General features: G+C 52.0%; 20 protein-coding genes. 6 read left to right on the top strand and 14 right to left on the bottom strand.

The genetic code is table 11. The features are described from left to right. Positions 1 to 142: 142 nt before the first annotated feature. Entirely contained in the window at positions 143 to 817 is a 675-nt protein-coding gene (locus L1P05_RS11920) for a DUF3313 domain-containing protein (RefSeq protein WP_012849320.1), read from the top strand. A gap of 59 nt (positions 818 to 876) precedes the next feature. Here L1P05_RS11920 and L1P05_RS11915 read toward each other — a convergent pair whose 3' ends face one another. The 4 genes from L1P05_RS11915 to L1P05_RS11900 all read right to left on the bottom strand — a co-directional run bounded on the left by L1P05_RS11915 (position 877) and on the right by L1P05_RS11900 (position 4,787). Further along, positions 877 to 2,145, bottom strand: coding sequence for an MFS transporter (locus tag L1P05_RS11915; RefSeq protein WP_012849319.1), 1,269 nt, complete (start codon positions 2,143 to 2,145; stop codon positions 877 to 879). A gap of 124 nt (positions 2,146 to 2,269) precedes the next feature. Next, entirely contained in the window at positions 2,270 to 3,241 is a 972-nt protein-coding gene (locus L1P05_RS11910) for a sugar phosphate isomerase/epimerase family protein (protein WP_012849318.1), read from the bottom strand. Positions 3,242 to 3,251: 10 nt separating this feature from the next. After that, positions 3,252 to 3,959 (bottom strand): GntR family transcriptional regulator, encoded by a 708-nt coding sequence (locus L1P05_RS11905; RefSeq protein ID WP_012849317.1) that lies wholly within the window; start codon positions 3,957 to 3,959, stop codon positions 3,252 to 3,254. A gap of 150 nt (positions 3,960 to 4,109) precedes the next feature. Continuing rightward, on the bottom strand, positions 4,110 to 4,787 hold the full coding sequence (locus L1P05_RS11900) for a DUF1345 domain-containing protein (RefSeq protein WP_012849316.1): 678 nt from the start codon (positions 4,785 to 4,787) through the stop codon (positions 4,110 to 4,112). A 928-nt stretch (positions 4,788 to 5,715) separates the two neighbouring features. Between L1P05_RS11900 and L1P05_RS11895 the strand changes: the two genes are divergently transcribed. Continuing rightward, on the top strand, positions 5,716 to 8,391 hold the full coding sequence (locus L1P05_RS11895) for a DEAD/DEAH box helicase (RefSeq protein WP_015683420.1): 2,676 nt from the start codon (positions 5,716 to 5,718) through the stop codon (positions 8,389 to 8,391). 643 nt (positions 8,392 to 9,034) lie between these two features. Here L1P05_RS11895 and L1P05_RS11890 read toward each other — a convergent pair. The 10 genes from L1P05_RS11890 to istA all read right to left on the bottom strand — a co-directional run bounded on the left by L1P05_RS11890 (position 9,035) and on the right by istA (position 14,793). Further along, on the bottom strand, positions 9,035 to 9,235 hold the full coding sequence (locus L1P05_RS11890) for a helix-turn-helix transcriptional regulator (RefSeq protein ID WP_045475097.1): 201 nt from the start codon (positions 9,233 to 9,235) through the stop codon (positions 9,035 to 9,037). Between the two features lie 85 nt (positions 9,236 to 9,320). Then, positions 9,321 to 10,124 carry a hypothetical protein gene (locus L1P05_RS11885; RefSeq protein WP_012849312.1) on the bottom strand — a complete coding sequence of 268 codons (804 nt, stop codon included), beginning with the start codon at positions 10,122 to 10,124 and terminating at the stop codon, positions 9,321 to 9,323. Continuing rightward, entirely contained in the window at positions 10,117 to 10,401 is a 285-nt protein-coding gene (locus tag L1P05_RS11880) for a DUF4752 family protein (RefSeq protein WP_014526507.1), read from the bottom strand. Before L1P05_RS11880 ends, L1P05_RS11885 begins: the two co-directional genes overlap by 8 nt. Then, on the bottom strand, positions 10,401 to 11,006 hold the full coding sequence (locus L1P05_RS11875; protein WP_012849311.1) for a 3'-5' exonuclease: 606 nt from the start codon (positions 11,004 to 11,006) through the stop codon (positions 10,401 to 10,403). The genes L1P05_RS11880 and L1P05_RS11875 overlap by 1 nt, the downstream gene beginning before the upstream one ends. Further along, positions 10,999 to 11,148: a hypothetical protein gene (locus L1P05_RS11870; protein WP_012849310.1), complete on the bottom strand. Its 150-nt coding sequence runs from the start codon at positions 11,146 to 11,148 to the stop codon at positions 10,999 to 11,001. Before L1P05_RS11870 ends, L1P05_RS11875 begins: the two co-directional genes overlap by 8 nt. Next, a complete protein-coding gene (locus L1P05_RS11865; RefSeq protein WP_012849309.1) occupies positions 11,148 to 11,819 on the bottom strand; it encodes a hypothetical protein in 672 nt (223 codons plus the stop codon). Before L1P05_RS11865 ends, L1P05_RS11870 begins: the two co-directional genes overlap by 1 nt. 3 nt (positions 11,820 to 11,822) lie before the next feature. Then, positions 11,823 to 12,296, bottom strand: coding sequence for a class I SAM-dependent methyltransferase (locus L1P05_RS11860; protein WP_012849308.1), 474 nt, complete (start codon positions 12,294 to 12,296; stop codon positions 11,823 to 11,825). A 1-nt stretch (position 12,297) separates the two neighbouring features. Next, entirely contained in the window at positions 12,298 to 12,813 is a 516-nt protein-coding gene (locus L1P05_RS11855) for a hypothetical protein (protein ID WP_041692534.1), read from the bottom strand. A gap of 178 nt (positions 12,814 to 12,991) precedes the next feature. Continuing rightward, entirely contained in the window at positions 12,992 to 13,774 is a 783-nt protein-coding gene (gene istB, locus L1P05_RS11850) for an IS21-like element ISSen3 family helper ATPase IstB (protein WP_012846920.1), read from the bottom strand. Further along, positions 13,771 to 14,793, bottom strand: a complete 1,023-nt coding sequence (istA, locus tag L1P05_RS11845; protein WP_012846921.1) for an IS21 family transposase — start codon at positions 14,791 to 14,793, stop codon at positions 13,771 to 13,773. The genes istB and istA overlap by 4 nt, the downstream gene beginning before the upstream one ends. A gap of 77 nt (positions 14,794 to 14,870) precedes the next feature. On the opposite strand from istA, the gene L1P05_RS11840 reads away from it, so the two are divergent. From L1P05_RS11840 to L1P05_RS11825, 4 genes are all read left to right on the top strand, one after another. Continuing rightward, positions 14,871 to 16,763: a phage tail tape measure protein gene (locus L1P05_RS11840; protein WP_012849306.1), complete on the top strand. Its 1,893-nt coding sequence runs from the start codon at positions 14,871 to 14,873 to the stop codon at positions 16,761 to 16,763. A gap of 53 nt (positions 16,764 to 16,816) precedes the next feature. After that, positions 16,817 to 17,164 carry a hypothetical protein gene (locus L1P05_RS11835; RefSeq protein ID WP_071818529.1) on the top strand — a complete coding sequence of 116 codons (348 nt, stop codon included), beginning with the start codon at positions 16,817 to 16,819 and terminating at the stop codon, positions 17,162 to 17,164. A gap of 61 nt (positions 17,165 to 17,225) precedes the next feature. Further along, positions 17,226 to 17,555 carry a phage tail protein gene (locus L1P05_RS11830; RefSeq protein WP_015461979.1) on the top strand — a complete coding sequence of 110 codons (330 nt, stop codon included), beginning with the start codon at positions 17,226 to 17,228 and terminating at the stop codon, positions 17,553 to 17,555. Between the two features lie 9 nt (positions 17,556 to 17,564). Further along, complete coding sequence (locus tag L1P05_RS11825; protein WP_012849305.1) at positions 17,565 to 18,260, top strand: phage minor tail protein L; 696 nt, start codon at positions 17,565 to 17,567, stop codon at positions 18,258 to 18,260. Positions 18,261 to 18,280: the final 20 nt, after the last annotated feature.

The raw sequence follows: 18,280 nt of genomic DNA, 5'->3' as shown, positions 1-18,280 counted from the left end.
GAGAAGAGGATAAATAAGGGATGGCACAGCCTGTTATTGCGGCAGGCTGGCGGCACCGCTGCGTCTTATTACCGCGCTGCTCCTCCGCGCGTATTGCGGCATCGAACGGGCAACTCAGATGTTATTTAAGGATCGGTAAAATATGAAACGATTGAAGAGTAAGGTCATTGGCTGCGTCGTGCTGCCGGCGCTGCTGCTGCTGGCCGGCTGCGCCTCCAAGGTGCCGGAGAAGGACAAATACGGCAATTATTTTACCCCCTATGAAAACGTCACCCGGGGAACGACGGCGTCGGGTCAGCCGGTGCTGTACTGGCGGGCGCCCGGGGTGGATATGAAGCAGTTTAATAGCCTGATCTATCAACCGGTGATCTATGCGCCGTGTCCGAAGCCAACGGCGCAGATCAGCCAAAGCACGCTGGATCAGATCCTGGCATACGCCAACGATAGGGTGAAGGCGGCGTTGGCCAGTCACTACCCGCTGGTGGATAAGCCGACCGGTAAGACGCTGATCTTCCGCGGGGCGATCACCGCCATCGACACGGAGAAAAAGGGGCTGCAGTTTTATGAGGTGTTGCCGGTGACGCTGCTGATCGCCGGGACGCAGGCCGCGACGGGGCACCGTACGCTGGATAGCGCTATCTATCTGCAGGCGGAGTTTATCGATGCGGCGACCAATAAGCCGGTCTTGAAGGTGGTGCGCAAGATCGCCGGTAATCCGCTGCGCAACGATCAGACCCCGCTGACGCTGCAGGATATGCAGCCGGCCCTGAATGCGCTGGCGAGCGACATTCGCGCCTATAACGGCTTCGGCACCTGAGCGTCTCCGCCGCGCTTGCGTCTTGCTTATAGAGGGCCCGCGGTGCGGGCCTTTCGTTTTTAGGCGTCGGTCGGCGCCGGCTGCGGCGCGGCGGCGCGCTGGGTACGGATACGCTTGACCAGCAGACCGGAGACCATGATCCCCAGGCAGGCAAAGCAGGCCATCAGGGCAAACACGATCTGATAACCGCGCAGCCCGGGATAGGCGTCCAGCAGATGACCGTACAGGCTAAAGCAGAACATGGCCGGGGCGTAGCCTATAAAGCTGCCCAGCGCCATGGCGGCGCCGGTGTGCGCCTCGTCAATCCGTGCTTCGCCGATGGGGGCGAAGAAGACGGCGCGCTGGGTGAACACGATGGCGCCGAACCCCAGGGTACACATCATGCCAAGGTATACCGGCATCTTCTCATGGGGCAGTACGATCAGCAGCAGCAGCGCCAGTACGCTGAGAATAAAGGTGTAAAAAAGGTAGCGGCTCGGTGAGCGGAGAATTTTATCGGCGATCAGCCCGCCGATGGGGCCGCCGACCATTTTCAGGCAATACTGGTTGATGATGCCATAGGCGCCGACCAGCGCGATGGGCAGGGCGTAGACGGTGCTCAGGAACGGAATAAAGAAGGTGAGCCCGCAGTAGACGGCGTAGACGCAGAAGACGCTGAAGGCGATCAGCCAGACCGTCTTGTCCTTCAGTACGCTGCCGATGCCCGGTTTGGCCTGCTCGGGCTTGGCGACGGGCGCAGAGGGCGCATCGCCGTCTGCGCGGAGGACGAACAGGATCAGGATGCCGATCACGATGGCGCAGCCGGCGTAGAACAGGATCCCCGCCTTAAACCCCAGATAGCCGCTGCCGAATCCGGCGAAGATCGCCAGCGCGGAAAAGGCGATGACGGTATCGACCACGCCGCGCCCGGTCTCAAAGAAGCCGAACAGACGCCCCTGCTGGGTATTATCGCCCAGTAGGCTGACGGATTTGAGCAGCACCGGCCAGTTGAGCATATCGCAGGTCACGCCGAACAGCGCCCAGACGAACAGGATCCCCCAGTAGCCCGGCATGGTGCTCAGGTACAGGCCGAGCAGGCCGGTGGCGATCAGCGAAAAGGACATGGTGTATTTGCGCGGCAGGCGGTCGGAAAAATAGATCGAGAGAAAAAATCCGATGGTGGTGACAATCGAGTTTACCGACATTGCATTGCCGATCTCACCGTTGCTTAAGTGAAAATATTGCTGCATTGGAATATAGAACGCATCTTTTAACGATGGCAGTTTATAAATCGTGCCACCGCATAGCATTAATAGACTGAAGATGGCCCATTTTCTTTTCGTTAGCATAAAGTCCCCCCGACACACATAAAAATGTATGGCATGGCGTTATGTAGGGTCGACAGGCATCCTTACTCCCGAAGGAATAATTCGCGCTGACGCTGCGGAATAAATTAAAAAATAATAATGGCGATCAATTAATTAAATTTAAGGCTTCTCGCTTGATATCCTGAACCAGCGTGCGGACATAGTGGATTTGATTCAGCGCATCCTGCTGCTCCTGCGCCAAGCGCTGCGCCAGATCGCGCTGAGGGAGCGGAGTTTCGCTCATCGCGCGCCACGGGATCCAGGGATCGGCGCCCTCGTCGGCAAAGCGCAGCGGCGGGGCGTAGTAGTCGACCTCCTCCTCCAGCCCATAGGCGGTGACCTGCGGCTGCGTCTCGCCCAGGCAGATCAGCTCGGTCAGCAGCTGGCGCATGGGCATCTCCCCCTGACCGGAGATACAGGCCTGGTGCCCGAGCCCGCGGGCCTCGCGGGTGATCCGCGCGTCCTTGATGTGCACCTGAGTGACATGGGGTGCCATCGCGCGCAGGGCCGGCAGCGGCTCTTCGTTGGCGTTGATCATGTTGGCAAAGTCGAACAGCAGGGAGAGGGCGGGAAAGTCGCTTTCGGCGATCAGCGCCGCCAGCTCGTGGCTTTTCAGGTCCTCATGCTGCTCCAGGGTAAAGCGGAGCCCGCTGTGCCGGTGATGCTGGCGCAGCGTCTGGATATCGGCGCGGATTTGGCTCAACACCTGACTCAGGGCGCCCTCATAGCGCGGGTAGAAGCGTACCGAGCTGGCGCCGCAGCCCTCGGCGATGGCGATGGCCTGCGCCAGGGCATCGCTATCTGAGGCGCTGGTTTCAATGTGAATATCCAGCCCCAGCCGACGCGCCGCGGCGCCAAAGCGCGTCAGCCGCTCGGCGCTGGCGTGGGCCAGCGAGCGGCTTTCGCCATCCAGCACGTGAACCTTTACGCCGTGCAGCCCCTGCCGATGGGCGATCTCCAGCAGATCCTCGGGAAGGATTCGCTCCAGACGCATATTCAGGTGGTAAGCGTAGGCGTGCAGATACAGCGGCAGCGTGTCGGCGCGCGCAACGATTTTTGTAGCCTGTTCGGGTGTCATGGGAATTACCTTATAGGTCGATATAAAAATCTACGGATTCAAAACGCCAGTATTCGATGTCAATCTGCAGGATATTGCGCAGCATATCGGCACGGAACTTTTCCACCTGGATCGCCGGCGTCGTGCAGTTGCCGCCGATAACCCGGCTGGCTTCGGCATTCAGCCGCGTCGGCTTGAACGCCAGATGCCGGGTGACCGTCGGGCGCTGGTAGTGCTGGCTCCACACGTCGGCAAAGGCGCTTTCGCCCAGATGGTCGATAAAGTCGGGGGCGACCAGCGGGTTGATATAGGTTTCGTGATAGAACACCTTGTGGCCGTCCAGCGCCCCCCAGCCGCGAATACGGAACAGCCCCTGCTGCGGGTCGGCCTGCAATAGCGACTGCATCCGCGGCGGCGCATCCAGCACCCGCTGTTTTTCCAGATAGCCCCAGGAGGGCACGCGCCCCTGCTCGATGGCGGCCTGCTTATAGCTGGTCGCCTCATTGGGGTTGTAGTTAAAGCGCGGCAGGGCGACAAACCAGCCGCGGCGATCTTTGCGGAAGATTTTGGACTCCCCCTCCAGATTGAGCAGCGCCTGACGCAGGGTCATCCGCTTGATGCCGAGCAGCTCGCTGAGCTCACGCTCTGAGGGAAGCTTTCCGCCGGCGCCGATCATGCCATTGTCAATCCATTGATTGAGCTGCTCTTTGGCCAGCTCGACGGTAGAAACTGTCTCCATGATATAATCCATTTGGTTTAAACCAGATTTGAGTAAATTTACCGTTACGCGTCTGAACAGACAATAGACACGGCGGGAGAGAGTGATGAAGTGTGAGGCTTCTCGCAGAAGTAACCGGGAGGCGCCGCGGCGGCGCCCCCGAGCGCGGGCTTAGAACAGGCTGGCGCAGACGTTGATCGACAGACCGAGAATGGTCATGTTGAACACGAAGGAGATCACCGACTGCAGCAGGACAATTTTGCGCATTTCCTGAGATCCGACGCAGACGTCGGCGGTCTGCGAGGCGACGGCGATGGTGAACGAAAAGTACATAAAGTCCCAGTAGGAGGGCGCCTGGATCTTGTCGGGAAACAGCAGCCAGGGATCGTCTGTCTTGGGGTTGGAGTAGAACACATGGGCGTAGTGCATGGTAAAGCCCATCGGCAGCAGCAGCCAGGAGGAGATCAGCGTAGAGCCGGTGATAATGAAGTGCAGGATCTTTTGGTGGCCGCTGGTCTGCCCGGCGGTGGCCAGCTCCAGAAACAGCACCAGCACGCTGATGCAGCAGCCGATGACGACGAAGAAGATCACCATCTTGGCGCTCTCATCCTCCAGCCGGGTGATTTTGCGGATATCGTGGGCCCTGCGGTTAACGATTTTGGTCAGCAAAAAGAGGATATACAGCCAGGCGAAGACGTTCCAGCCAAACATCAGGCGGATCGCCGGGGAGAAAAACGGCGTAAGGCAGAGGTAGATGACGGTGGCCATCAGTATGGAAAAGAGAAAGCGCGGCCGCCCGTGTAGATAGTGCCTTATTTTGCGATAGCCGCGGGTTAAGCGTGGATTCATTCCAACATTGTTCCTGATTGCCAGAGAAGAGCATCTCTTTAATTTTTAGTGGAAATATTGTCCATTTTAGCCGTTTTGAGGCTGTAAGGAAATTGTAACGATATGAATAATGCTTATGAGTAATCTAGCGTAGCGGCAGTGATGCTATGAATGTTGATGATGCTTTTTGATGTGATTGAATCACCAAGGATTTTAAAAGGCCTTTCCTCGTCATTAAGATGACCTAATGCGAGGAGCTCATGATGGGGAGCGTTATCTCGGGGTGTTTAAAATTGAAGCTGTTAACGCAGTGCTCCGTATTGTCCAGCGTTTCAGGTTGAATTAAGGAGCCAGTCCCAGTCTGGATTGAAGAGGTTCAAATACTGAGCCGTATCCGCAATGTCGACCCCCTGCAGGGGCAAGCTGGCCTCTATCAGGTAGGCTTTTATGCTGAGGTGATCTCAACATACAGTTATTTATGTGGAGAATATGACTTTTCATACGCCGATCTATATAAATTATTGGCGAGAGGAGAGTAGAATCGTCGGGGCGGGGAGCGGTTCGGCGCCCCAGCTGAAGCGGGGTAAGGGATAGCGCGTGGATGGCGCTGGGAATGGCATTGATGCGAATATATGATATGGATGAATGGGCTGCTGCCGGGATGTATCTCGTGCGCTATTTTAGCCTAGGCTGGGGAATGGGCCTGACGAGGTTTGGCACCAGTATCCTAGGATAAGATCCTCTGCTGAGAGTGCTATATTCAGAAATGAGTGATCCGGACGGATGAAATAGCCTACGAGGTAGAGTAATCCAGGTTGTCAATCGGCGGTAAAGTGTGTTGGGGTAAAACTCCCTCTAAAAGAGAAAATGGTTAACTCCATTTAGGATAAGATCTCAGCGTGTCCTAACGGTTTTTCCGTAAGTTAATCAATGATGATTGGATGATAATATGGTTACGATTTGCGTTGACGGGGAAAATAAAACCAATAAAATATCAGATTGGACTTTATGGTCTGGATATGGTAATGGGGATGTTATGCTGACCTGCCATTTCCGTAGCGGAAAAAAATATACCCGTCCGCTTTCTGTATGCCAGATAACGCCGACTAGCACCCTGCACAATGTGTTTCTTGAACGGAAAGGCTTTGCTGTAACATCTCGGGCTGAACGGGTTATTCTCTATGGCAATAAATATGCGGTTGTTTACTACTCGGGAAATGACAAACCCTACATTATGAAAACCGCAGGGCTTAATTTTCAGGCGTGTTCAAATTTCACAGAACATGCTGTGTTTGACTATTTTTGTCGTATAGCTGAAGAGCGTATTAGTGATGCTCGTGGAAACGATAGGAGTATTGCTGAGAATGTCCTTCGTCAGATAAAGAGAATTGTTCCTCATCCTGATACTGCCTTGCATGCATACTGTTCAGGACAGAATAAAAAGCGTGATTTTTCGGGAAATTTGATTTTTCCATTCGGTCTTAATGAAAGTCAATTACTGGCAGTCGAACGGGCATTCTCTTCACAGATTTCAATTATCGAAGGGCCTCCAGGAACCGGTAAAACGCAGACCATTCTCAATATTGTTGCGAACATATTGATTCAAAATAAAACAGTGGCGATTTTATCCAACAATAACACAGCAGTCAGTAATGTTTATGAGAAAATGGATAAGCAAGGGCTGGGATATCTGATTGCCCGACTGGGGAGTTCGGAAAATAGACAGCGATTTTTTTCTACACTATCCTTGATACCTGATGAAGTATTATCAGATTCTCCGCCAATAGGTGTAATTGACGATGTTCTTCAACAGGTGAAAAAATATCTAAACGCCATCAATCAAGTTGCTTTGTTGAAAGCGGAAATTGATGAGCTGAATATTGAGCATAAATACTTGCAGCAATGGCAGGAGAGGAATCTCCTATCTGAGGAGTCTTTTGCTAGTAGCCACCATTTTTCCTCTCGGAAAACAGCTGACCTGATGGCTTACATTCATTATCTTTCTGGGCGGCGGGTTGGGTTTAAAAATAGAATTGATTTATTTCTGAATTTTAGAATTATAAGAGTAAAGCCACTGAAGAACCAGGAGAAAAGACTGGGGATTTTCACTTCTCTTCAGTTATCTTTTTATAAAAAATCCATTCAGGAAAAACAAAAATCTCTAGATGAGTATAATGTTATATTAGCTACATCAGATTTTAATACTTTGCTAGGCCAGCTTGTGTCGCTATCGATGGATTATTTGAAAGGATATTTAAAAAAAAGCATTCCAATAACAAAGTCATTTTTCGCAGAGACGTATAAAGATAACTTTAACCAATTTATAAAACGCTTTCCTATTATCGGAAGTAGCACCCATTCCATTATCAACTCTCTTGGGAATGGGGCTATTCTTGATTATGTAATCATCGATGAGGCCTCGCAGCAAGATATTGTTCCAGGCATTTTGGGGTTAGGGTGTGCCCGAAATGTGATTGTTGTAGGGGATCGCAAGCAGCTCCCGCATGTTCCTGTATTTAGCTCAAGTATTCCACCGACAGAATACTATAATTGCGTGACGAATAGCCTTCTTGATTCTCTCTGTATTTTATTTGGGAAAACTGCACCGGTAACGCTTTTGAAAGAACATTATCGCTGTCACCCTAAAATAATTCAGTTCTGTAATAAGCAGTTTTATGATAATACACTGATCCCGCTGACAACAGACTCAGGCGAGTCATCATTATCTTTGGTGATTACGGCAAAAGGAAACCATACCCGCAATTTCTCTAACCTCAGGGAGCTTGAATCAATAGAGGAACATTCCTGGGATGAAAAAAGCAGTAGAGGATATATTGCCCCTTATAATGCACAGGTTAATCTAGCTGAAACTGTGCTACCTGCTGACTTTGTGAAATCGACGGTGCATAAATTTCAAGGAAGAGAGTGTGATGAGATCGTTTTCTCAACCGTTCTGGATAGAAAACACAGTAGTCAGCAAAGTAAGAATATTATGTTTGTTGATGACCCTAATCTGGTGAACGTCGCAGTTTCTAGAGCTCGAAAAAAATTTACCCTAGTGACAGGAGATGATGTCTTTGAAAATCACGGCAAGCATATTGCTGCACTGATTCGTTACATCAAATATTATGCTAACGATGAGGATATTTGCGAGAGCCCAGTGATATCTGCGTTTGATTTGCTGTATAGCGAGTATGATAAATCACTGGAACGGTTAAATATCCAGCTGAACCCAGATGATTCTAATTTTAAGTCAGAGCAGATTGTTGCTAGCCTGCTGCGGGATGCATTATCACTGGATAACTATCGAAACATGATGTTCCATTCACAGATAGCATTGAACCAGTTGGTATCGTTGGAGTTGGGTGAATTTACCCCCAGAGAACTGTCATTTATGCATAACCGGGCCAGCTGTGATTTTGTTATTTACTATAAGGTTGGTAAGACTCCGTTGGGTGTTATTGAAGTAGATGGCGGATATCATCTGGAAAGCCCACAGATTGAGCGCGATGAACTTAAGAACAGTATATTGAAGAAATGTAACCTGCCATTGCTCAGGTTATGTACGATCGACAGTAATATAGAAGGTAAGTTGGGAGCGTTTCTGTCTGGTCTATTGCACTAAAAATAAGTAAAAGAGCAAGATAGTGTACTAATAAATCGTTAGTGACAAAGCCTTGCTGGCACCGGGGGATGGAAGAGAGTTTACAATATATTTCGCACCGTCATGCAAATTCAGATGCGCTCCGGGTAGCATCTTGATGCGGAGAATGGTCGTTTCTATTATTACGCGGTGGTGAGCATTTTTTCTAGCCATCAATCCAGTCTCTCAGATACTGATTGGCTACGGGGGTATCTTCAAGGTACTTGGCGGTCGATGTTGCCAGGGCGCTCACGTGTTGTCACTGGAGGCTTTCACCGTGGAGCGTTTAGTGGCCCGGTGCGAGATTTCAACCCAGAACGGTGTTTTTATCTCGGTATTGACGTCTCTTCTCGTTGGCTGGCGCGAGGGAGATTTGAGCTGCATATAGACAGGCTATCGGTCTAAAACTCAAGTCGATAAAGCTCTGCAGTGCTTAAGGCGAAAGGTTAACCACGCGTTCCATTATCCAGTATTGAAGCTGTTTTACTGATTCTCTGGATACGTGATTGGTTTGGTAGACTTCAGAAGCGGTACTCATGGCGTTCCCTGCATACGTCGAAGTTGCTATACAGGGAATTGATATAAAATGATTTTTACGGGTTCGTTAAATTTTTTACCCGTAATTTTACCCATTGGAGCTGGACAGGAGGCGATTCTTAAATTCACAGTGGTCGCGATAGCGCCAGCGTGAACGTCCATGAATCTTCTCAGGTTTTACCAGGGTTCCATCCTTCACTCGGTCATAAATGAAGGTTTTCCCGAAGCCAGTATCCGCCATGATGAATTTCAAATCAACGAGCGAATCTGGGGTCATATTATGTGTCATGATTTTATCTCCGGACAGGGAATCGAACCTGTCATTTTTTCCTGATCTGATTGCCTAAGTGTTCAGTGCGTCTGCGCCAGCAGATCTATCTATGCATGTATTCGTTGATAATCTTCAGCACCTCTTCACCAACCCCTTCCCGCAGGACCAGGGTGCGTCCATCCCCATCGATCTCGGCATCGCTGAGCAGCTCGACCAGCCGGCGTGCGCGTGTTGCGCTAAACTGGCTGCCGGTGACGCTGCGGGTGACTTTCTTTTTTCCCTGGGCTTTCGCCCGCTTCACATCCTCCTGCAGTACATCCCCGGCGCTCTCCCCGTGCTCCTTCACGCGATCGACTGCTACATCCATAGCTACCTCGCCGTCTTTCACCAGCTGCTGTACGTCGTAATTCGACGCGCTGAGGATCAGCAGTTTGTCTACGGTTGCGCGGCTTTTGTGGATCAGCTTGGCGATCTCATCTGGTGTCAGATTGAACGCGGCCAGCTCCTTCACAACGAGGCTTTGTTCGAACTGCGTCAGCGGCAATTGGTTGTTGCTGGTCATGATGCGCGCTACGCGCTCCACATCGCTGCCCGTGAAGGGAGCAATGGCGATCAGTTCGATGGGTTTGCCAGCCTCTCTTACCCGGCGATACGCTCGAATGCGGCGGTGCCCCTCTACGACCCATACACCGCCCTCATCGCGTGGACGGACCTCAAGCGGCGGCACCGTTCCGCCGGAAAACAGGAACTGAAATAGATCATCATCAGCCTGCTGCGTCCGCTCATCATCAATACGCTTGTTAAACCCTTCCTGTACGTGGATATTATCCAGGCTGATGAACATTCCGCTGTCACGGCGAGAGATAGGGCCACCTTTTCGGGACATCTTCTTGAATGAGTTAGCCATTGCTGACCTCCTTTGTCCTGCTGATGAGAATCAGCATGTCACCTTTGGTTTTGACTACTATGGAGCGCCCTGGCTGAATAGCCTCAAGGTTGAACGCCTCGCAAAATGATTCTAGGGCCAGTGATTTATCGTCTTTCCTATTCCACCACCGCCAGCCTTTACGCAAGGCTATGGCGAAAACCCATTGCCACGCTTTGATGCTCATCCAGAGCCAGATGATTACAACCTGAAGCATGATCATCCAATCGGTGGCTGAGTATTTAGCAAAGGTTTCCATTAACACGCCTCCTGATACGCGATGGCCATCTGTTCTGCGTCATTCATAGCGTCATGAAGCGCATGGTGCTTAATCATCTGGAAGCACGGCTGGTGCCCCTCTAAATAGCCCTTACGCCCGCGGGTTGGGACCTTGGTATCGATGTATGTCCTAACGTCGCGCTTGCCGTTGTAACGCCATGGACACTCCAGACCGCACATGCGGTAGGCGTTCTCCAGAATGGCGCCATCAAAATCTGGCCCACGAAAAAACACCCTGGCACCGGGGTGATAATCCAGCCAGCGAGAGAGGCCGATCAGGGCTTCGCTGAGGGCTACGCGATCGCCGGTTAGAGCTTCGTGTGCATCCTCGGCCTGGTCTTTCCACCACGTCTGGGTTTTTTGGCTGACGGTTCGGCCCAGCATCAGCTGATCTGTGGCGTCGAGCCGGGTATAAAAAGCCAGCACGGAGAAGTCCTGCAGATCGATATCGCGGGATACCTTCAGGATGTTGGCCTGGGTATCCTCCAGATTGCTGACATCTACTGCAAAAGCCCCGATAGAGAGCAGCAGGGCGCTCGGCACGGTATCCATGGTTTCGGTATCGATAACGACGTCTTTAGTCATCGCTGGCCGCCTTTGTAGTCTGATGGATGATTTCCAGATTCAGTTTTTTAGCCAGCGCGATACGCGCCAGCTCTTTGCTTTCCCCGTGCTTCAGGAAGCCATCTTCTACAATCTCCTGCAGGCGCTCTTTTGTGAGTTTCATTATTCATCACCCAGCAATTCAGCATAATTAATAAACTCACCAAAACACTGCAACTCAGCGCCAGCCATGAAATAACCCAATGCTTCGCTGCGTGAATCGCTTTTGAAGGTGTTCAGCGGATAGCGCTCATAAAATTTGTTAATCAGGTGCGCCATTTTCAGTTCAGGTGCTGGCTGGTTTCCCATCTTGGCTCGTTCCTGCCATGCTAACCAGGCAGCGTTTTTCGCACCAACTCCTGCAATTGGAAGGTTGTCTTCGTTATTCCACGCGTCGAACAATGCTCGCTCATCTATAACTGCCGGCGCTGGCTGGGCGGTGTAGAGTGGCGCTACCGGCAGCCCGGAGCGCTCCGCTTCAAACAGCCATGCGTCAACAGGATTTAGTGAGTTTTCGATTGGCGAGCCGCCCGATTGGTACATCAGTGCCTTTGCCCGCAAAAACAAATCATGGATAGGATTGTCGCTTTTTGCAGCCTCCAGCGACGCCAGCGCGATGCGCGCCAGTTCGCGCACAACTGCAGGCGGTGCCGCAACGTCGTTCAGGTAGTCGTATGCGTGAATCATCGTCTCACTCTCTGGATGAATATCATCGTTAGTGCCAGCTAATGCGGAAATAACATCATCGGCGGCATCGATGATTTTCTGTGCCTGTTCTTTGGTAATAGTGGTCATGGGTTAGTCCTTTACAAAAATGATCCAGTGGGTCTTGTCGCCCTTCCCGGTGCGCTGGCCAATCGCCGGTTTCTCGTCTGTAAGCGCTAAAATCTGGCTTACCGGTATCTGGGTTTCATTCCATTTGAAGATAAGAACGCCTTGTGGCCGCAGCACTCGGAAGGCTTCGCGAAATCCGGCGCGTAGGTCATCGCGCCAGGTTTCTTTGTTCAGCCGACCGTATTTTTTACCCATCCAGGCGTTTTCACCGACGCGCTCAAGATGCGGCGGATCGAATACAACCACAGGGAAAGAAGCATCGCCGAACGGTAGCGCGCGGAAGTCAGCAATCACGTCAGGGTTTATGACTAGGCTACGCCCGTCGCAAAGGGTGTGCTGTTCGGCGCGAATATCGCTAAAAACAGCGCGCTCGTTCTGCTTGTCGAACCAGAACATGCGGCTACCGCAGCACATATCTAAAACTGCTTGCTCTGCCATCTCACTCCCCCTTACTGGCGCCAGCGTCCAGCCATTCAAATACATTCCAGTATTTCGACCAATCTTGCTGATCGTACTCATCAGCATCTTCATTCCATTCCCCAGCAAATGGGTTTTCGCAAACAGATGTGAGCCATAAACCAATTGCTGGTGATTCAGGATTGCTCTCGAAAATTTCAGCAATTCGAGGCCAGTGATTGACGTATCTTTCGTCCACGGGGAAATCAATTAGATACTGGCGAATGCATTGCGCAGCGCGGGCATAGTCTTCTCGAACTACGATCATGTTGTCGTACGTCATCGCCAGCACAGCGCGATTATGTTCGGGGATATCCATGCGTTTAGGTAAGGGCCAGACTTTATCGATCTCCCAGGTGTAAGAGTTTCTGGCCATACCGAGATAGCGTACAGCCATGTCATTCCAGATGACCGGACCACTACCATAAGCATTCTGCAACTCTTCCAGTTCCTCTGATTTTTCGCCGGGCCATACTGAAACCACTGTTGAATAACTCATGCCTCACTCCCCCTTACCGATGCCAGCAGCGGCAACTTCTTTAGCTACACGCTCCGCTTCACGAAAATCCCAATCAACACGATGCGCAATCTCAATAGCCGAACGCACTGTGTGTCAACGACGGGTAAAAAGTGATCCACTTACATCTCCACCGACGGTCTAATATTGATCCACCGTTTTACTCAGGATTAGCTTCAGCGATAACCCCGGCCTTTCGTTTCTGTTTCAGTCGATAACTCTCTCCTTTTATTTGAACAACGTGTGAGTGGTGTAAGATCCGGTCCAGCATCGCGGATGTTAGCGCCGCATCACCGGCGAACGTCTGATCCCACTGCCCGAACGGCAGGTTGGAGGTCAGGATCATCGCGCTCTTTTCATAACGTTTGGCGATGACCTGGAAGAACAGCTTGGCTTCTTCCTGGCTGAACGGCAGGTAGCCTATTTCATCGATGATGAGCAGCTTTGGTGCCATCACGCCACGGTGAAGCGTTGTTTTATAGCGCCCCTGGCGTTGTGCCGTGGACAGCTGAAGCAAGAGATCCGCCGCCGTAGTGAAGCGAACCTTGATACCCGCCCGTACCGCTTCGTAGCCCATTGCTATTGCCAGATGCGTTTTCCCCACGCCGGATGGCCCCAGCAACACGATGTTTTCGTTGCGCTCTATGAAGCTCAGTGAACGCAGCGACTGGATCTGCTTCTGCGGCGCACCGGTGGCGAAGGTAAAGTCGTATTCTTCGAACGTTTTCACTGCCGGGAAGGCCGCCATCCGGGTATACATTGCCTGTTTACGCTGATGTCGGGCCAGTTTCTCTTCGTGAAGCAGATGCTCCAGGAAGTCCATGTAACTCCATTCCTGCTCCACTGCCTGCTGTGACAGGGCTGGCGCTGCGCTGATCAGACTGTCCAGTTGCAGCTGTTCGGCAAGCACCATCAGCCGTTGATGTTGCAGTTCCACCATCATGCGGCTCCTCTGCAGAACGTGTCATAGATGGATAGCGGGTGGTGCAGTGGCTGCCTGTCGAAGGTCACCAGGCTTTCGTCTACCTGCACGTCATACTGTTTTTTCTCCGTCGGTAGAGCCAGCATGGACTGCTGCTCTTCGATCCAGCGATCGCAGGGACGGGTCTGTATTGTTTCGTGCCTGCGCTGGTTAGCGACATCGTGCAACCAGCGCAGGCCGTAGCGGTTGGCTGTTTCAACATCGACGGTGATCCCCAACGGACGCAGGCGAGTCATTAGCGGGATGTAGAAGCTGTTGCGGGTGTACTGCACCATCCGCTCCACCTTGCCTTTAGTCTGTGCTCTGAAGGGGCGGCACAGCCGTGGAGAGAAGCCCATCTCTTTGCCGAACTGCCACAGTGAAGGGTTGAACCGGTGTTGCCCGGCCCGATAAGCATCGCGCTGTAGCACTACCGTTTTCATGTTGTCGTAGAGCACTTCACGCGGTACGCCACCGAAGAAGCTGAACGCATTACGGTGGCATTCTTCCAGGGTGTCGTAGCGCATATTGTCAGTGAACTCGATATACAGCATTCTGCTGAACCCCAGAACGGCAACGAACACATGAAGTGGTGATTTGCCATTACGCATGGTGCCCCAGTCAACCTGCATCTGTCGTCCTGGCTCTGTTTCGAAGCGCACGACAGGCTCCTGTTCCTGAGGAATGGCAAGTGAACGTATGAACTCTCTCAGGATGGTCATGCCACCACGATAACCCTGCTCCGTGATCTCGCGGGCGATGACCGTTGCAGGGATTTTATAAGGATGAGCATCGGCGATGCGTTGCCGAATATAGTCCCGGTATTCATCCAGGAGTGAAGCGGTTGCGGGACGCGGCGTATATTTTGGCGGCTCAGACTGCGCACGCAGATAACGCTTTACGGTGTTACGGGAGATACCCAGTTCCCTGGCGATCGCCCGACTGCTCATACCCTGCTTATGCAGGATTTTAATTTCCATAACTGTCTCAAAAGTGACCATAAGCTCTCCCGAATCAGGAGAGCAGATTAACCCCTGGATCTAATTTCAGGCGTCGGATATGGATCACTTTCGCACCGTTGGTAACAGTATCCGCTGGGTTCTCCGGAGGGGCACTGACTGAGGTTGCCGATCTGGCCAGGCAGATAGATGAAGCCGGCGGCAGTGCTGATGAGTTGGTCAGCCAGCTGAGCGCCCTGCGTGATGATCCGCTACGTGCCATGGAGCAGTTGACGCAGCAGGGCGTGGTGTTAAATGAAACCATCATCCAGCAGATTTCCGCGCTGGAGCGCCGGGGGGAAAAGGTCGCTGCCGGTGATCTGGCGCAAAAGGAGGCTGCTGAGGCGGCCAAGCGCAATCTGGAAGAGCAGAAGCGCCTGACAGATGAACAGACTGAGTCGCTGAAGCAGCTGGCGTTGGGCTGGCGCGGCGCCAACGTTGCGATGGGGGAGTTTGGCCTGTTATCTGCGCAGATACCGCAGATTAAGGCCGCCTCATCCTCCGCGGCCGATGATAAGGCCAAAGCCGAAGAACGAACCCGTAAACTCAAGGATGAGCAGCAGCAGGCGTTAGAAACGCTGCGCACGGAAAGTCAGATCGCGGCTGTGATGAAAGCGGGCGCCGATAAGAAAGTCGAGGCTATCAAACTCACCGATGCAATCAACGCCCGCTATAAAGCGGGCAGGATGACGGCTGACGAGTATGCACAGGCGCTGAAAGGCGTCGATAAGATGTATAGCGAACGCCAGAAGAAGGCAACGGGAGCTTATAAGGATGATGAGGCCACTCGCCGCCTGGCGGAGTTAAAGCAGCAGGAGGTGGTGCTGCGCCAGCAGAATACGACGACTGAAGATCTGACCGCCGCTGAGAAAAAGCTGTTGGCCTTTAATCAGGAAATGGCAGAGATAAAAAGCAAGCGGATACTGACAGCCAGTCAGAAGAGCTTGCTGAATGCCGAGGCCCAACTACGCGCCCAGCTGCAGATCAACGTCAGCCTGGAGAAAGCTTCGCAGCAGCATCAGATTGCGTTGAAAGCCCAGGAGCAGATGCGCGATGTGGCCGAGTCTACCCGCCAGTTACAGCAGGAGCATAACAATAAAATTGCGCAGATGAGCATGACCCCAGCTACCTATGATCAGATGGTTGAGATCCAGCGCATTCAGGATGATTTTCGTAAACAGCGCGAGCAGCTCGACAAAGAGTCTGTTGATAAAACATCATCCTATTATAAAAAATGGGTTGAGTATTTAATTGCCCAGGAACAAGAGCAAATAGCCATAGTTCAGGCTAGTAACGATAAAAAAGTTACGATTGAAGCTAATGGTTATGAGGGGATGAAAAAAGGGCTACAGGACTGGCAAGAGGCTGCAGGTAACTCCTTTAGCCTGGCGCAGGATGCGGCGATGAATACCATGAACTCGATGGGGGACGCGGTAGCGAATTTTGTTGTGAAGGGTAAGGGCGATTTCCGCTCCTTTGCAACCTCGGTATTGTCTGATATTGCCGCTATGATGGCAAAAATGGCCGTATTTAATTTGGTTAAAGCCGGAACCAGTCTCATGGGGTGGTCCAGTGGTGGCTATACCGGTGATGGCGGAAAGCATGACGTCGCAGGCGTCGTTCACCGAGGAGAATGGGTTGTCCCTCAAGAGGTGGTAAAGCAGCCGGGTATGCTGGGCTTTCTCAATCAACTGACTTATGGAAAGGGTTATGCTGATGGGGGATTGGTTGGCGGAAGATCGCCATCGACGCCATCACCCTCTGCGTCAGTGGCAACGCCAAAGGCGCCGATTACGCTGAACATTTCGGTTCCCATATCAGTGCATCAAGACAAAGGTGATGTCGATAATACGCAGCAGCCGGCTTTCACGAAGGAGGTTAAACAGTGGGTGATCGGCACGGTAGAGGCTAAGTTGCAAGATGCAATGCGTGATGGCGGCGATCTGGATCAGTTCGTCCGGCGTCGGTCTTAGCGTTTTCGCCTGGATTGTGCCAGTATTCGGGCACAACACAGATAGGAGGCGTTATGAGAAAATTAATATTGTTAGCCCTATGTGGTGTGTCGGCGTTTGTTTCGACATCTGTCATTGCGAGGGAGTTGGCGCAATCAGAAAAGCAAGTGATTATGGGTATTGTCAATGCGCAACTAAAAGATCCTGACAGTGCAAAATATACTTGGCAGGATTATAAAGGCGGTGGACTATATTGCGCTTGGGTTAATTCAAAAAATTCATATGGTGGATATGTAGGGAAAACCCTTATAGCGCTTGAGGTCAGAAAAAATAGCCGTGGCGTTATTGACTGGGCGCAGGGAGGAATCACAGCAGGTTCTATTTCTCATGCAATGTGTGCAGACGAGGGATATGAGTCTTAGCAAATAAATGCAAACTATATACCCGCCATTCGGCGGGTTTTTACTATTGAGATAAATAAATATGGATACTTTTCACTGGTCGCCACGGCCAGCTATGGGGGCGTCCATTAAGCCCAGCGTTACTGTGGTTAAATTTGGCGATGGCTATGAGCAGCGGCGGCCAGCTGGCATTAACCACATCCTAGAGAGTTATTCCCCGGTATTCCGCGTTAGCCATGACGAGTTTCGGGAGATCGAAGCGTTCTTCCGGCGTCAAGGCGCTGTAAAGGCGTTCTTGTGGCGCTCTCCGCAGAGACACGTCCTGATCCGTGTGGTCTGTCGTGAATGGTCTGAGCAGGTCTATAACAACTATGTGGACGTGTCCTGCAAGTTCGATCAGGTGGCGGCATAAGGAGGCTGTATGCAAGATATCCCTCAAGGCACACTGAGACAGCTGGGGGAGTTTACGCAAAATCCCCACCTCGATTTGTGGGAGATCGATCTCACCCCATTTGGCGGTACACGCTTCTTTTTCCACGATGGGGTTAATGAGCGCGGAAAGGCTATTATCTGGCAGGGGCGTAAATATGAACCATACCCTGCCGGTGGCGATGGATTTGAGTTTAATGGCAAGGGGCCCGGTAACCGCCCAACGATGAAGTTATCCAATCTGTTTGGCCTGATTACTGGGCTAGCAGAGGATTATGATGGCTTGGTTGGCGCTAGAGTAGTGCGGAGACAGGTCTATGCCTGCTTTTTGGATGGGGAGAACTTTGAGCGTGGGAATCCTACGGCAGATCCCACCGAGGAGGTTGTATCTCGCTATGAGGTTCAGCAGCTGTCGGAGCTAACCTGTGAGTGGGCTATATTCACGCTCTCTATTCCGACAGAGACTGATGGCGCTCAGTTCCCTGGCAGGACCATGTTGGCGGACATTTGCTCCTGGGTATATCGCTCTGATGAGTGTGGTTACCGGGGGGCGGCTGTGGCCGATGAGTTTGATAAAACAACTAGCGACCCGCTCAAAGACAAGTGTGGGAAGTGCCGTAAATCGTGTGAGCTGCGTAATAACATGGGCCGCTTTGGTGGCTTCTTGTCCATCAGTAAGTTATCGTAATAACTGTGATTTTTGCTATG

The sequence above is a fragment of the Edwardsiella piscicida genome, assembly GCF_021733145.1.
Classification (GTDB): Bacteria; Pseudomonadota; Gammaproteobacteria; order Enterobacterales; family Enterobacteriaceae; genus Edwardsiella; species Edwardsiella piscicida.
This window is presented reverse-complemented; position numbering and strand designations above follow the sequence as displayed.

Bases quoted from the DNA above. Each gene is read 5' to 3' on its own strand.
- L1P05_RS11920 (WP_012849320.1), top strand. From the start codon at position 143: ATGAAACGATTGAAGAGTAAGGTCATTGGCTGCGTCGTGCTGCCGGCG.
- L1P05_RS11915 (WP_012849319.1), bottom strand. From the start codon at position 2,145: ATGCTAACGAAAAGAAAATGGGCCATCTTCAGTCTATTAATGCTATGC.
- L1P05_RS11910 (WP_012849318.1), bottom strand. From the start codon at position 3,241: ATGACACCCGAACAGGCTACAAAAATCGTTGCGCGCGCCGACACGCTG.
- L1P05_RS11905 (WP_012849317.1), bottom strand. From the start codon at position 3,959: ATGGAGACAGTTTCTACCGTCGAGCTGGCCAAAGAGCAGCTCAATCAA.
- L1P05_RS11900 (WP_012849316.1), bottom strand. From the start codon at position 4,787: ATGAATCCACGCTTAACCCGCGGCTATCGCAAAATAAGGCACTATCTA.
- L1P05_RS11895 (WP_015683420.1), top strand. From the start codon at position 5,716: ATGGTTACGATTTGCGTTGACGGGGAAAATAAAACCAATAAAATATCA.
- L1P05_RS11890 (WP_045475097.1), bottom strand. From the start codon at position 9,235: ATGACACATAATATGACCCCAGATTCGCTCGTTGATTTGAAATTCATC.
- L1P05_RS11885 (WP_012849312.1), bottom strand. From the start codon at position 10,124: ATGGCTAACTCATTCAAGAAGATGTCCCGAAAAGGTGGCCCTATCTCT.
- L1P05_RS11880 (WP_014526507.1), bottom strand. From the start codon at position 10,401: ATGGAAACCTTTGCTAAATACTCAGCCACCGATTGGATGATCATGCTT.
- L1P05_RS11875 (WP_012849311.1), bottom strand. From the start codon at position 11,006: ATGACTAAAGACGTCGTTATCGATACCGAAACCATGGATACCGTGCCG.
- L1P05_RS11870 (WP_012849310.1), bottom strand. From the start codon at position 11,148: ATGAAACTCACAAAAGAGCGCCTGCAGGAGATTGTAGAAGATGGCTTC.
- L1P05_RS11865 (WP_012849309.1), bottom strand. From the start codon at position 11,819: ATGACCACTATTACCAAAGAACAGGCACAGAAAATCATCGATGCCGCC.
- L1P05_RS11860 (WP_012849308.1), bottom strand. From the start codon at position 12,296: ATGGCAGAGCAAGCAGTTTTAGATATGTGCTGCGGTAGCCGCATGTTC.
- L1P05_RS11855 (WP_041692534.1), bottom strand. From the start codon at position 12,813: ATGAGTTATTCAACAGTGGTTTCAGTATGGCCCGGCGAAAAATCAGAG.
- istB (WP_012846920.1), bottom strand. From the start codon at position 13,774: ATGATGGTGGAACTGCAACATCAACGGCTGATGGTGCTTGCCGAACAG.
- istA (WP_012846921.1), bottom strand. From the start codon at position 14,793: ATGGTCACTTTTGAGACAGTTATGGAAATTAAAATCCTGCATAAGCAG.
- L1P05_RS11835 (WP_071818529.1), top strand. From the start codon at position 16,817: ATGAGAAAATTAATATTGTTAGCCCTATGTGGTGTGTCGGCGTTTGTT.
- L1P05_RS11830 (WP_015461979.1), top strand. From the start codon at position 17,226: ATGGATACTTTTCACTGGTCGCCACGGCCAGCTATGGGGGCGTCCATT.
- L1P05_RS11825 (WP_012849305.1), top strand. From the start codon at position 17,565: ATGCAAGATATCCCTCAAGGCACACTGAGACAGCTGGGGGAGTTTACG.